The organism is Rhizobium sp. AN80A (assembly GCF_030053015.1).
Classification (GTDB): domain Bacteria; phylum Pseudomonadota; class Alphaproteobacteria; order Rhizobiales; family Rhizobiaceae; genus Rhizobium; species Rhizobium metallidurans.
On sequence record NZ_JASJPX010000003.1, the window covers coordinates 2688583 to 2702562 of the forward strand.

A 13980-nucleotide genomic window follows, 5' to 3' on the forward strand; every position below is an offset into this window, starting at 1 on the left:
GATGATCCCGCAGGAGATCATCCGCCGCAAGCGCGACGGCGCGGTGCTGTCCGACGACGATATCCAGGCGTTCATCGCGGCGCTCGCGGCGGGCAAGCTCTCCGAGGGGCAGATCGGCGCCTTCGCCATGGCGGTATGGTTCAAGGGGATGCGCCGCGAGGAGACCGTTTCGCTGACCATGGCGATGGCCCGCTCCGGCGATATGCTCGACTGGAGCGATCTGGACCGGCCGATCGCCGACAAGCATTCGACCGGCGGCGTCGGCGACAACGTCTCGCTGATGCTGGCGCCGATCGCTTCGGCCTGCGGGCTGGTGGTGCCGATGATCTCGGGACGCGGGCTCGGCCATACCGGCGGGACGCTCGACAAGCTGGAATCCATACCAGGCTATACGGTTACCCCCGACACCGCGCTGTTCCGCAAGGTGGTGCGCGAGGCCGGCTGCGCCATCATCGGCCAGACGGCGGCGCTGGCGCCGGCCGACGGCAGGCTCTACGCGGTGCGCGACGTGACGGCGACGGTGGATTCCATTCCGCTGATCACCGCATCGATCCTGTCGAAGAAGCTGGCGGCCGGGTTGGAGACGCTGGTGCTCGACGTGAAGGTCGGCAACGGTGCCTTCATGGCCTCGTCCGACGAAGCCGAGCAGCTGGCGCGATCGCTGGTCGAGGTGGCCAATGGTGCCGGGCTGAAGACCTCGGCCGTCATCACCGACATGAACCAGCCGCTGGCGGATGCCGTGGGCAACGCGCTGGAGATCCGCAACGCGCTGGCGTTCCTTAAGGGCGAAAAGAGCGGCACACGGCTGGAACAGGTGGTGCTTGCCTTTGCCGCCGAGATGCTCGTCCAGTCGGGCGTCGCGGTCTCGCGTGAAGACGGCGAGGCGCGGGCGACAGAGGCGCTGTCATCGGGCAAGGCGGCGGAGATATTCGGGCGCATGGCGCATATGCTTGGTGGCCCTTCCGACCTCGTCGAGAAGCCGGACAGCCATCTCCCGACCGCCCCCGTCATCCGGCCAGTGACGGCGATCCGCGGCGGCTGGCTCGCGGCCTGCGACAGCCGGGACATCGGGATGAAGCTGATCGATCTCGGCGGCGGGCGACGGCATCCCGATGACCGGATCGACCACCGGGTGGGGTTCAGCGATATCGTTGCGCTGGGCACGCGCGTCGAGCGCGGCGATCCGATCGCCTTGGTGCATGCCGCAAGCGAAAGTGCGGCGGACACGGCCGCCGCGTCGCTTCAGGCGAACTACACGATCGGCGACAGCGCGCCGGCACTGCCACCCGTCATTTCATCGCGTTTCTGATCGCCTACTGCTTCAGGCTGAGCGAGCCGTCGGCCACCGAATAGGAAGCGAGCTTCTTCAGGAAGCTCATGCCGACCAGTGTCGAGGACAGCGCCTCGTCCTTGAGGACGAAAGCCTCGACGTCGCGCACCCTTATGCCGCCGATCTCGACACGGTCGAGGATGATGTGCGACGCCTTGGTCTGGCCATTGGCGGTGTTGACCGAATAGCGGAAATCGAGCTGGTTGGCGGTGTAGCCGAGACGGCGGGCCATGGTCTCGTTCAGCGCGACATAGGTCGCGCCGGTGTCGATCATGCCGGAGACCGATTTGCCATTGATGCGGAAGTCGCCGGTGTAGTGGCCTTGATCATTGGCCTTGAGGCGGATGCCGCCGCCATTGCCCGATACGGCGGTGGCGGGCGTGGCATCGACGGCACCGGAGATGAAATTGGCAGAGACCGGGCCTTCCGGCCGCGCAGGCGCGCTTCCGAGGAAGGAAGGGGCCTGTGTGGCAAGCACCGCGGCGATGCTTGCGAATATGACTGTACGCACGAGCATGGAAACAGAAATCCTTCCTGTATAAACCGTGCATCATGCGCGGCCGTATCTTTAGCAGCTAAGCCACAATTGCTGAAAAGTTGCTAATGACGGAAGGAGATAAGGCCTGGAAACATAGTCCAGGCCCCATGTAACATTTCGAATGGTAAACCGATCGTTAATTACTTGGTGCCGTACATGCGGTCGCCGGCATCGCCGAGGCCGGGCATGATATAGCCCTTCTCGTTGAGATGGCTGTCGATCGAGGCCGTGTAGATCCTCACATCCGGGTGGGCTTCCTTGAAGTTGCTGATGCCCTCGGGGGCGGCCAGCAGGCAGAGGAAGCGAATGTTGGTCGCGCCGCGTTCCTTCAGCTTGTGAATGGCGGCGATCGAGGAATTGCCGGTGGCGAGCATCGGATCGACGACGATCATCAGGCGCTCGTCGAGCGCTTCCGGCGCCTTGAAATAGTATTCCACCGGCTGCAGCGTGTCGTGATCGCGGTACATGCCGATATGCGAGACGCGGGCGGAGGGAACCAGCTCCAGCATGCCTTCGAGCAGGCCGTTGCCGGCGCGCAGGATCGACACGAAAACCAGCTTCTTGCCTTCGAGGATCGGCGACTGCATCGTCTGCATCGGCGTTTCGATGGTTTCCATCGTCAGCTCGAGATCGCGCGTCACCTCGTAACACAGGAGCGTGGAAATCTCGCGCAACAGGCGGCGGAAGCTGCCCGTCGAAGTTTCCTTGCGCCGCATGATGGTGAGTTTGTGCTGCACGAGCGGATGATCGATGACCGTTACGCCGTCCATGGCCGAGCCCTTTCCTTAGCTGTTCTTATAGCATGTTTCTTCCACGGAATTCGTCTCCGCCGCAAGAGCGGCGGGCAAATTGCGACGGCGATCCCCAATCTCACGATCCAGTCTCACCGGATCGGGACGGATCAGAGCCTGGCCAGAAGCTCGCTACGCGTGGCCTCGTCGACGAAGGCGGCCTCGATGCCGGTGCGGGTGATCGCGTCGATCTCGGCGTCGCTGAAGCCGAAGGCGGAGGAAGCGAGCTCGTATTCCCGCTTGAGCGAGGTGTGGAAGAAGGGCGGATCGTCGGAACTGATGGTGACGCGCACGCCGGCCTCCTTCAACGCCCGCAGCGGGTGCGACTGGAAATCCGGGAAGACCTCGAGCGCGATGTTCGAGCCCGGGCAGACCTCCAGCACCGTGCCCTGATCGACCAGCCGCCTGACGAGGTCCGCATCCTCGATCGCGCGCACGCCATGGCCGATACGGGCCGGGCGAACGGCATCCAGCGCATCAGCGACGCTGAAGGCGCCGCAGACCTCTCCGGCGTGGATGGTGAGGCCGAGGCCGGCGTCGCGGGCGATGTCGAAGGCGCGCGCATAGTCCGCCACGCGGCCCATGCGCTCCTCGCCAGCGAGGTTGAAGCCGGTGATGAGCGGGTTACGAGCGCTCGCGGCGTATTCGGCGGCGCCGATGACACTGTCGGGGCCGAAGTGGCGCTCGCCGGTGACGATCAGCCTCGCCTCGATGCCAGACGCCGCCCTGGCGCGGCGGATGCCCTCGCACACGCCTTCGATATAGGCATCGGCACCGAGGCCGATGCGCTTGCCGTGATCGGGCGAGACGATGAGCTCGCTATAGATCGTGCCTACACCGGCGAGTTCGGCCAGATAGGTTTCCGTGAGCAACGCATAGTCCTCGTCGGTCTTGTAGACCTCGGAGATCTTGTCGTAGCATTCGAGGAAGCTCGCGAAATCATGCCAGACATAGGCGCCGTCCCTGAGGTGGGCGCTGATGTCGATGTTGTACTTGCGTGCCTGCGCCAATGTCAGCGCCGGCGGGGCGGCACCCTCGAGATGACAGTGCAGCTCGACCTTCTTCAGATGCGCGGTCATAGGAAGCTCCTCCCGTGCGGGCCGGCGGGGATGCGCAGATGCTGGGCGATGGTCTCGCCGATATCGGCGTAGCTGGTGCGAATGCCGAGATTGCGCGGGCGGTGGCCGGGGCCGTAGGCGATGATGGGAACCCGCTCGCGGGTGTGATCGGTGCCGCGCCAGGTCGGGTCGCAGCCGTGGTCGGCGGTGATGATGACGAGATCGCCGGGCTTCAGCTTGCCGCCGACCTCAGACAGGCGCGCGTCGAAGGCCTCGAGCGCCGCCGCATAACCCGGAACGTCGCGGCGATGGCCATAGAGCATGTCGAAATCGACGAAATTGGTGAAGACGAGATCGCCATCCTCGGCGACATCCATGGCGTCTAGCGTCGCATCCATCAGCGCCGCGTTGCCGTTTGCCTTTATGACGCGCGAGACGCCCTGGTGGGCGAAGATGTCGCCGATCTTGCCGACGGCATGGACGGTGCGGCCTTCCTTCACCAGCCGGTCGAGCAGTGTCGGTTCCGGCGGCGGCACGGAGAAATCGCGGCGATTGCCGGTGCGCTCGAAGCTCGCCTTGGCTTCGCCGACAAAGGGGCGGGCGATGACGCGGCCGATATTGTGCCGGTCGAGAAGGGCGCGGGCGATGGCGCAGAAGGTCATCAGCCGTTCGAGGCCGAAATGCTTCTCGTGGGCGGCGACCTGGAAGACGGAGTCCGACGAGGTGTAGCAGATCGGCTTGCCGGTGCGGATGTGTTCCTCGCCGTGGCGGGCGATGATGTCGGTGCCGGAGGCATGGCAATTGCCGAGGATGCCCGGAACCTCGGCGGCGTTGCACAGCGCCTCGATCAGTTCGGGGGTAAAGGCATCACCCTCGGTCGGGAAATAGCCCCAGTCGAATGTGACGGGCGTGCCTGATATTTCCCAATGGCCGGAGGGCGTATCCTTGCCGCGCGAGACCTCGCTGGCCGCGCCGAAGCTGGCATAGACTTTCTCGGCCATCGGCATGCCCACCGGGATCTTGCCGGATGCCGCCTTGGCGAGGTGCAGGAGGCCGAGAGCCGAAAGGTTCGGCAGCTGCAGCGGCCCCGAACGCAGGCCCTCGCGATCGCCAAGGCCGGCGGCGCAGAATTCGGCGATATGGCCGAGCGTATCCGCCCCTTCGTCGCCATAGGCGGCCGCATCGGGCGCGCCACCCACTCCGAAGGAATCCATCACGAATAGAAAGGCACGCGGCATGTTTCACCCGACACTCAAAAGCTGGCGCGCCGGATTGCCGGCCGCCGGGCCACAAGCCTTATAACGGAGACGAGAGTATGGCAAATGCGCGGGCGCGAACGCGACCGGCTCAGCAATCGCTGCACAGGACGTTGTCGCCCTGGCGCTGCCGGTAGTAATAGGTGCGGCTGATGGTGAGGGTGCTGTTGTTCGGCATGAGATTGGGCGCGAAGAGAAACAGCTTGTAGGGTACCGACAGTTCCGAGCGTACGAGAAAGCTGTTGGCCTTCTTCAGATCCGCCGGAACCGTGACCGCCGAATTGGCCGTGTAGGGACGGTTGTTGTCCTGCGCCCAGGACCACTTGACGGTCGGGTTGGCGGCTGCGTCGATCTGGATGCCGGTGATCTTCAAGCTCACCGTGGTGCCGGCATTGTAGGGGACGAAGATCGCCGCGGCTGCATTGGGCATGTCGGCAAGCCAGGATTTCGTCACGCTCTGCTGCTGGGTGACGATATCCGCCACCGTGGCGGCGGCGCGCGAGGCGCGCTTGCTGACGCTGAGACCCATGGTGATCTCGAATGCGCCGACATAGAGCATCACGAGGATCGGAAAAAGAATGGCGAACTCGATCGCGCCCATGCCATCGCGATCGCCGGCGAAGCGGCGAGACACGGCCCGTAGCCTGACGATTGCGTTGCGGATCATCATCACGGGTACTGCTCGTTCTGGAACGCCGCGGTCGCGACAATCAGGAAGTAGGCCGAGGAGCCGTCGGATGGCCTGACATTGGAAATGTAGGGGCGGATGAGGTCACCGATCACCTGCCACTTGTAATAGGCCCGGACCATGTTGATGGTGCCGGCACCGCCAGGCGCGTATTGGAGCGCGGAGCTGTCGAGGTCCGAATAGGCGGCGGTCGTCTTCTTCGGGATCGTCGTCGGGATGGCCCCGAATGTCGAGAAGTTCCGGACATCGACGAAAAGCTTGCTCGGCGTTGCCGCCTCCGTCGTCGAGCAGGTGATCAGGATCGAGATCTCCTTGCAGAAGGCGGTGCGAAACGCGGTGCGATCCGTATTGGCGGCCGTTATCTGGCCCGTGCGGATCTTGCGGCTCAGTGTGTCGACGGCGTTGGATACGAGCTCTTGACCGGCAAAGGCGATGAAGGTCTCGATGATCGCGAAGACGACCATGAAATAGGGAATGGCGAGAAGCGCGAATTCGATGGCGCGGCGCCGTCACGCGAGCGCGTGAAAGCGGCAATGGACCACCACCGCCTGCATCGGCGCCGATCCGTCCGTTCCGCTGTTTGATCCAATTCCGTCATGGCCTGCATCCGACACAGCTTCGATCATGCATTTTTAAGTGCCGAACGTTGATTTTCCGTTTCAAGCCGGTTCAGAAATTTAACAACAAGTAAAAGAGCCCCGTTTTGCTCAGGGTGCCGCGGCGGCTGCGCCAGCGGCCGTGGTGGCGCTATGCTGTTCGCAATTGGGCGTGCAGGACAAAACCGTACGCTCCGTCTGGCGAAACACGCGCACGGTGTTGGCTTCGTCGATGGATACGAGGATGCTCTGATCGAGGATGGCGTTGCCGTCGGCGTCGAGCAGGACGAGATTGGTGCTGCCGAAGCTGCGGCCGGTGAGCACGATGGTCTTGGCGTCGGCGACCGTCGCATCCGCCACCTTGGCGTTACCGACGATGACCTTGCTGACGGGGCGATCGAGCTTCAACACGCGCGCCTGATCCATATAGACCCTGAGCATCTGCTGCTGCTGGGCGAAGGCCGGGGCGAAGACAGTTGCGCAAGCCGCGGCGGCAGCAAGAACACTGGCAAGGACTGGCCTTATGCCGCTCGATGACATCTGGATTCTCTCACGATCACGACGCTAACTTACCGGAAGCATAGAAAAAAATGGTGCATGAAACCTTAATGGGAGAGCGATCCCGCCCATAACGAGACGTTAACGCCGCGTCATCGGTACCGAAACGATACAGTCGGCTTCCCGCTTGGCCGGTCAGGTAATGAATCATGGCGCCGGCCAATCAGAAATCCCTTATTCAGTAGTGACTTCCGCATGATATTTAAATTTCTATGGAACTACTGAAACGGTTACTTACCATGACCGTCGACTGCTTCCTGTTAACATATTAGTAACCCATTTTTTTAAGCCGATCGAAAGAGCGGTACGTTAGGTTGTGCTCATCCGATCAACGGCGAACAGTTGGCGGACGTGCTGAACATCAACTGGAGTTAGGAGTTATCATGACCAAGCTTGTAAGCCGTTTTCTGAAAGACGAATCCGGCGCGACCGCAATTGAATACGGCCTGATCGCAGCGCTCATTTCCGTAGCGCTCATCACGGGCGCTTCCACGCTCGGCAGCAAACTGAACACCATGTTCAGCAACCTGGGCAACACAATCTCTTCCAAGACCCCGACCTGATATCGCCTTCGGCGACACGATATACGCCAGACCTTAACGGGTCTGGCGCTAAACATGGGCTCACTCGAACAGTGGGCCTTTTGTCTTAAGGATCGATAGCAGAATGATCGCAGCTTCCGTCTTTGTGATATTCCCGCTGTGCCTCGCAGTCGCGGCATTTTCCGATCTGTTCACGATGACGATCCCGAACAGGATCTCCATCATCCTCATCGCGTCTTTCTTCGCCATCGCGCTTTTGACCGGCATGCCGCTTGCCCAGGTCGGCAGCCATGCCGCCGGCGCGCTGGCCGTCTTCGTCGTCTGCTTCATTCTTTTCGCCACCAATACGATGGGCGGCGGCGACGCCAAACTTTTGACGGCGTCGGCACTCTGGTTCGGCCTCAACCCGGCGATCGTGGAATTTCTGGGCTATGTCGGTGTTATTGGCGGCATAATTACTCTGGCGATCGTTATCATCCGGACCCAAGCCGACACGATTCTCGCGATCGGCCTACCGGTTCCGAACTCCATTCTCATGGCCAAGAAGATCCCCTACGGCATCGCCATCGCGATCGGCGGCTTTCTGGCATTTCCGTCCTCGCCGCTGTTCATGACCGCGCTGCAAGGCCTGAAGTAAAGGCGCTTAAGCGCTCGTTAACCTAAGATCGAAGTCTTTCGTTAACTATAATTACACCAATTGGAGCCAATTCTCCGGAACGAATATTTCGATTCCCTGGGGAACGCCTGATGAAGCCCGCCCGCATTTTGATCCTTGGAGTGGCCGTCGTCGCCGCCGGTCTGGCCGGCGTTCTGGCGATGAACCTTGCCGGTCGTGGCGGATCGGTGGTGACCCAGGTCCAGCAGGTGGTCGAGAAGGAACCAACCGTCAACGTGCTCGTCTCCAGCGCCAATCTTCCCGTCGGCGCACGGCTCGACGACAAGTCCGCGCACTGGATGGCCTGGCCGCAGGGCGGGGTGGTGCAGGGCTTCATCACGGAAACGGACAAGCCCGAAGCGATCAAGGAACTGCAGGGCGCCGTCGTGCGCATGCCGATCTTCGAGGGCGAGCCGATCCGGGCCGAAAAGATCGCCGATTCCAACAGCCGTATCATGTCGTCGCTGCTGCCTTCGGGCAAGCGCGCCGTCGCAACCGAAATCTCGGTCGCGACCGGCGCCGGCGGCTTCATCCTGCCGAACGACCGCGTCGACGTGATCATGGTCCGCAAGGAAAAGAACGGCGACAAGTATCTGACCGAAACGGTGCTCAACAATGTGCGGGTGCTGGCGATCGACCAGCAGGTTCAGGAGAAGGACGACGGCTCCAAGGCCGTTGTCGGCACGACCGCGACGCTGGAACTGACCCCCGACCAGACCAAGGTGCTCGCCGTCGCGCAGCAGATGGCGGATCGGCTTTCGCTGGCGCTGCGCTCGGTCGCCGACGCCCGCGAGCCGGACACCAAGGCCGCGGACTATCTGCTCAGCGGCGACAATGGCAGCTCCATCGTTCAGGTCATCAAGTCAGGCGCCATCGTCAACGACAGCGCGCCTCAGAAAGCCGAGTAGAGGAGACGGACATGGGCAACTCAACACGGCGCATGAAACATCTGATGGCAGGCTGCCTGTCGCTGACGATCGGCTTCACCGGCGTCGCGCCGGGCTTTCTCGATCCCGTCATCGGTGTCGGCGCGGCGCAGGCCGCTTCCGACGGCATGGTGAGCATCACCCAGACGGGCCAGGGCGCGCATCGCAGCCTCAAGCTCGGCCTGAAGAAGGCGATCGTGATCGACCTCCCGGTCGATGCGAGCGATATCCTCGTTTCCGATCCGAGCATGGCCGACGCGGTGACGCGCTCCTCGCGGCGCATCTATCTCTTCGGCAAGACGGTCGGGCAGACCAACATCTTCATCTTCGGCGCCGACGGCCAGCAGATCGTCAGTCTCGACATCGCGATCGAACGCGACGTCAGCGGATTGCAGAACAACCTGCGCCGCTTCATTCCCGATTCCAACATCAACGTCGAGATCGTCTCGGACAACATCGTGCTGACAGGCACGGTGCGCACGCCGCAGGATGCGGCGCAGGCCGCCGATCTCGCCGGTGTCTTCCTGAAGGGCGGCGAGGCGACCACGCGCACGGAAACGGCCAGCAGCCAGGGCGGCGGCGACGGATCGGTGGCGCTGTTCGCGGAAAACCGCCAGCAGTCGCAGGTGATCAACCTGCTGCAGATCGAAGGCGAGGACCAGGTCACGCTGAAGGTGACCATCGCCGAGGTTCGCCGCGAAATCCTGAAGCAGATCGGCTTCGACAATCTGGTTTCCAACTCCAGCGGCATGACCGTCGCGCAGCTTGGCGCACCCAATGCCAGCGCCGCGACCTCGACGCTCGGCGGCGGACTGGCGGCGCTGTTCAAGAACTCGATCGGCAAATACGACATCTCGACCTATCTGAGCGCACTGGAACAGGCGAAGGTCGTCAAGACCCTGGCCGAGCCGACGCTGACGGCGATTTCCGGCCAGGCGGCGACCTTCAACTCCGGCGGTCAGGTGCTCTATTCGACGACCGACAACGACGGCAACGTCACCGTCACACCCTACAATTATGGTATCAGCCTGGGCTTCAAGCCCGTCGTGCTCTCCTCGGGCCGCATCAGCCTGGAGATCAAGACCAACGTGTCGGAACCGGCACCTTCCGTCAGCGGTTCGGCACCGACCTACCAGCGCCGTTCGGCCGAGACCTCCGTCGAGCTTCCGTCCGGCGGCTCGATCGCGCTGGCGGGCCTGATCCGCGACAACGTCGCGCAGACATCGAACGGCACGCCCGGCGCCAACAAGATCCCGCTGCTGGGAACGCTGTTTCGCCAGCGCACCGTGCAGCGCGAAGAGACCGAGCTCGTCATCATCGCGACGCCCTATCTCGTGCGTCCTGTCGCCCGCAATCAGCTGAACCGTCCCGACGACAATTTCAGCCCGACCAACGACGGCGCCGCATTCTTCCTCAACCGCGTGAACAAGGTCTACGGCGGCAAGACGCCGGTCGCGGACACCCAGTTCCACGGCTCAATCGGGTTCATCTACAAATGAGCGAAGCGGGATCAGCAATGGCACAACACAGAGACACGCCGATGGCCCAGATCAAGACCGACTCCCGTTACCGCGGCTTTTCGACTCCGCTGATCGTCGCCGCGTCCATCGCGACCGCCCTGCTTTCCGGTTGCGCCTCGCGCGACGACCTGACGACGGGCGGCATTCCCGACGATTACCGGCAGCGCCACCCGATCGTGGTGACGGAAGCCGAGCAATCGGTGGACATCCCCGTCGCCTCGACCGATCGCCGGCTCAACACAGCGCAGCGCGACATGATCCGCGGCTTCGCGCAGAACTACAGCGCGCGCGCCACCGGCCCGATCTACCTGCTGACGCCGGAGGGATCGCCGAACTCGAACGCCGCCCGGCAGCTGCGCGGCCAGGTGCGCGCCGAGCTTGCCGCGCGCGGGATCGCCGCCTCGAAGATCGTCAACAGCTCCTATGTGACGATCGAGGCCAAGGACGCGGCGCCGATCCGCCTCACCTTCGTCGGCACGACCGCGATGACGTCGCAGTGCGGCCAGTGGCCGAAGGACATGATCAACGACTTCAGCAACCAGAACTACTATAATTTCGGCTGCGCGACACAGAACAACCTCGCGGCGCAGATCGCCAATCCCGAGGATCTCGTCGCGCCGCGCGGCATGACCCCGATCGACGCGACGCGCCGCAACGCCGCCATCAAGGAATATCGCGAACGCACATCGAACCTCGAAGAAATGAGCGGCAGTTCCGCCAACAGCTTCTGATCAAGCCAGGATTGACGATGAGCACGGTTGAATACGACATCAAGCACACAGCCGACCTGCAGCAGGCCGAAGAGGCGGTGCGCATGGGCGAGCTGGAAAACATGCGCCCGCTTCCGCGCATCTCGGTGCACGCCTTCTGCGAAAGCGAGGAGCTGCAGCGGGTGATGGAACGCTGCGGCAGCGACCGCCGCCTGTCGAAGGTCAGCCTGCGGATCACCAGCGGCGGCATCGCGGCGGCAGCCAACATGTTCGCCAGCGCGCCGACGCCGAACCTGATCATTCTCGAGACCCGGGGCAGCAGCGCGAGCCTGCTCAACGAGCTGGCGCCGCTCGCCGCCGTCTGCGACCCGTCGACCAAGGTCATCATCGTCGGCTATCACAACGATATCGCGCTCTATCGCGAGCTGATCCGCAACGGCATTTCCGAATATATCGTCCAGCCCGTCGGCATGCCCGACATCATGACGGCGATGGCGACGATCTTCGTCGATCCGGATGCCGAGCCGCTCGGACGCAGCATCGCCTTCATCGGCGCCAAGGGCGGCGTCGGCGCCTCCACCATCGCCCACAACTGCGCCTTCGGCATCTCGCGCCTGTTTTCGACCGAAACGATCCTCGCCGATCTCGACCTGCCCTACGGAACCGCCAATATCGACTTCGACCAGGACCCGACGCAGGGGATCGCCGAGGCGGTCTATGCCCCGGAGCGCCTGGACGAGATGTTCCTCGACCGCCTGCTGACGAAGTGCTCCGAGCACCTGTCGCTGCTGGCGGCGCCCTCGCTTCTCGACCGGGCCTACGATTTCGACGGTCACGCCTTCCAGCCGGTCATGGATGTGCTGCAGCGCAGCGCGCCGGTGACGGTGCTCGATGTGCCGCACACTTGGTCGGAATGGACGCGCTCGGTGCTGGGTGCGGCCGACGAGGTTGTGATCTGCGCCTCTCCCGACCTCGCCAACCTGCGCAACACCAAGAACCTGATCGACGCGCTGCGCAAGATGCGACCGAACGACAAGCCGCCTCACCTCGTTCTCAACCAGGTGGGCATGCCGAAGCGTCCGGAGATCAGTCCTTCGGATTTCTGCGAGCCGCTGGAATGCGAGCCCGTCGCCATCATCCCGTTCGACAGCAACCTGTTCGGAACGGCGGCCAACAGCGGCCGGATGATCTCGGAGATGGACCCGAAATCACCGACGGCCGAGACCTTCTCGCAGCTGTCGCACATCGTTACCGGGCGGATCGCGATCAAGAAGGCGAAGAAGAGCAGTCTTCTCAGCCTCCTGAAGCGCAAATAGCCCACCAGGAGTGGAACAAGTAATGTTCGGAAAACGCGGAAACGAAGGATCTGGCAAGGCGGGCGGCACGATCGCGCCACCGCCGCCCGTTGCCGCGCCTTCCCCGTCGTCGGCGCCCGCCGTCTTCGTCGAGCCACAGCGCGAGCAGACCCGCCAGCAGGTGGCGCCGCCGCCGATGCAGACGCCGCAGCGCAAGCGCCCTGCCCGCACGGAAGAATATTACGACACCAAGGCGCAGGTCTTCTCGGCGCTGATCGACACGATCGACCTGTCGCAGCTCGCCAAGCTCGACGGCGAAAGCGCGCGCGAGGAAATTCGCGACATCGTCAACGATATCATCACGATCAAGAACTTCGCGATGTCGATCTCCGAGCAGGAAGAGCTGCTCGACGACATCTGCAACGACGTTCTCGGCTATGGTCCGCTGGAGCCGCTTCTGGCACGCGACGACATCGCCGACATCATGGTCAACGGCTCGGGCAAGACCTTCATCGAAGTCGGCGGCAAGACGCTGGAATCGGAAGTGCGGTTCCGCGACAACGCCCAGCTCCTGTCGATCTGCCAGCGCATCGTCAGCCAGGTCGGCCGCCGCGTCGACGAATCGAGCCCGATCTGCGACGCCCGCCTGCCCGACGGCTCGCGCGTCAACGTCATCGCGCCGCCGCTCGCCATCGACGGGCCGGCTCTCACCATTCGTAAGTTCAAGAAGGACAAGCTGACGCTCGACCAGCTGGTGCGCTTCGGGGCGATCACGCCCGAGGGCGCGACGCTGTTGCAGATCATCGGCCGCGTCCGCTGCAACATCGTCATCTCCGGCGGTACCGGCTCGGGCAAGACGACGCTTCTGAACTGCCTTACCAACTACATTGACCGCGACGAGCGCGTCATCACCTGCGAGGACACGGCCGAACTGCAGCTGCAGCAGCCGCATGTCGTGCGCCTCGAAACCCGCCCGCCCAATATCGAAGGCGAAGGCGAGATCACCATGCGCGATCTCGTCAAGAACTGCCTGCGTATGCGCCCCGAACGCATCATCGTCGGCGAAGTGCGCGGACCCGAGGTCTTCGACCTCCTGCAGGCGATGAACACCGGCCACGACGGTTCGATGGGCACGATCCACTCCAACTCGCCGCGCGAGTGCCTCAGCCGTATCGAATCGATGATCGCCATGGGCGGCTATTCGCTGCCGGCCAAGACCGTTCGCGAGATCATTTCAAGCTCCGTCGACATCGTCGTCCAGGCCGCGCGCCTGCGCGACGGTTCGCGCCGCATCACGCAGATCACCGAGGTGATCGGCATGGAAGGCGACGTGATCATCACCCAGGATCTGATGCGCTACGAGATCGAGGGCGAAGACGCGGCCGGAAAGATCATCGGCCGGCACAAGTCGACCGGTATCGGCAAGCCGAATTTCTGGGACCGCGCCCGCTACTACAACGAAGAGAAGCGGCTCGCCGCGGCGCTCGACGAGATGGAAGAGAAGTCGAAGGATTAAG

14 protein-coding genes and 1 pseudogene are annotated in these 13980 nt (G+C 63.2%); 8 read left to right on the forward strand and 7 right to left on the reverse strand.

Annotated features, from left to right (window positions below; translation table 11 throughout):
• Position 1 precedes the first annotated feature (1 nt).
• Positions 2-1309, forward strand: coding sequence for a thymidine phosphorylase (gene deoA, locus P3R82_RS24960; RefSeq protein ID WP_283195731.1), 1308 nt, complete (start codon positions 2-4; stop codon positions 1307-1309).
• Positions 1310-1313: 4 nt separating this feature from the next.
• Here the strand turns inward: deoA and P3R82_RS24965 are convergent, their stop codons facing one another.
• The 7 genes and pseudogenes from P3R82_RS24965 to P3R82_RS24995 form a co-directional block, all read right to left on the reverse strand.
• The gene (locus P3R82_RS24965; protein WP_283195732.1) at positions 1314-1847 is read right to left on the reverse strand and encodes a TIGR02281 family clan AA aspartic protease; all 534 of its coding nucleotides are present in this window, start codon (positions 1845-1847) and stop codon (positions 1314-1316) included.
• 161 nt (positions 1848-2008) lie between these two features.
• On the reverse strand, positions 2009-2638 hold the full coding sequence (gene upp / locus P3R82_RS24970; RefSeq protein WP_283195733.1) for a uracil phosphoribosyltransferase: 630 nt from the start codon (positions 2636-2638) through the stop codon (positions 2009-2011).
• A gap of 131 nt (positions 2639-2769) precedes the next feature.
• On the reverse strand, positions 2770-3738 hold the full coding sequence (locus tag P3R82_RS24975; protein WP_283195734.1) for an adenosine deaminase: 969 nt from the start codon (positions 3736-3738) through the stop codon (positions 2770-2772).
• Positions 3735-4955 (reverse strand): phosphopentomutase, encoded by a 1221-nt coding sequence (locus tag P3R82_RS24980; protein ID WP_283195735.1) that lies wholly within the window; start codon positions 4953-4955, stop codon positions 3735-3737. The genes P3R82_RS24975 and P3R82_RS24980 overlap by 4 nt, the downstream gene beginning before the upstream one ends.
• Before the next feature lie 109 nt (positions 4956-5064).
• Positions 5065-5640, reverse strand: coding sequence for a TadE/TadG family type IV pilus assembly protein (locus P3R82_RS24985; RefSeq protein ID WP_283196421.1), 576 nt, complete (start codon positions 5638-5640; stop codon positions 5065-5067).
• A 2-nt stretch (positions 5641-5642) separates the two neighbouring features.
• Positions 5643-6259, reverse strand: a pseudogene (locus P3R82_RS24990) (TadE/TadG family type IV pilus assembly protein).
• Positions 6260-6368: 109 nt separating this feature from the next.
• Positions 6369-6797 carry a pilus assembly protein N-terminal domain-containing protein gene (locus P3R82_RS24995; protein ID WP_183900738.1) on the reverse strand — a complete coding sequence of 143 codons (429 nt, stop codon included), beginning with the start codon at positions 6795-6797 and terminating at the stop codon, positions 6369-6371.
• Positions 6798-7198: 401 nt separating this feature from the next.
• On the opposite strand from P3R82_RS24995, the gene P3R82_RS25000 reads away from it, so the two are divergent.
• The 7 genes from P3R82_RS25000 (at position 7199) to P3R82_RS25030 (ending at position 13979) form a co-directional block, all read left to right on the forward strand.
• Positions 7199-7378 (forward strand): Flp family type IVb pilin, encoded by a 180-nt coding sequence (locus tag P3R82_RS25000; protein WP_283195736.1) that lies wholly within the window; start codon positions 7199-7201, stop codon positions 7376-7378.
• Positions 7379-7481: 103 nt separating this feature from the next.
• Positions 7482-7994, forward strand: coding sequence for a prepilin peptidase (locus P3R82_RS25005; protein ID WP_283195737.1), 513 nt, complete (start codon positions 7482-7484; stop codon positions 7992-7994).
• A 110-nt stretch (positions 7995-8104) separates the two neighbouring features.
• Positions 8105-8920, forward strand: coding sequence for a Flp pilus assembly protein CpaB (gene cpaB, locus P3R82_RS25010; RefSeq protein ID WP_283195738.1), 816 nt, complete (start codon positions 8105-8107; stop codon positions 8918-8920).
• An 11-nt stretch (positions 8921-8931) separates the two neighbouring features.
• Complete coding sequence (locus P3R82_RS25015) at positions 8932-10437, forward strand: type II and III secretion system protein family protein (RefSeq protein WP_283195739.1); 1506 nt, start codon at positions 8932-8934, stop codon at positions 10435-10437.
• A gap of 17 nt (positions 10438-10454) precedes the next feature.
• Positions 10455-11189 carry a CpaD family pilus assembly protein gene (locus tag P3R82_RS25020; protein WP_283195740.1) on the forward strand — a complete coding sequence of 245 codons (735 nt, stop codon included), beginning with the start codon at positions 10455-10457 and terminating at the stop codon, positions 11187-11189.
• A 17-nt stretch (positions 11190-11206) separates the two neighbouring features.
• Positions 11207-12484 (forward strand): CpaE family protein, encoded by a 1278-nt coding sequence (locus P3R82_RS25025; protein WP_283195741.1) that lies wholly within the window; start codon positions 11207-11209, stop codon positions 12482-12484.
• A gap of 22 nt (positions 12485-12506) precedes the next feature.
• Positions 12507-13979 (forward strand): CpaF family protein, encoded by a 1473-nt coding sequence (locus P3R82_RS25030; RefSeq protein ID WP_283195742.1) that lies wholly within the window; start codon positions 12507-12509, stop codon positions 13977-13979.
• Position 13980 lies beyond the last annotated feature (1 nt).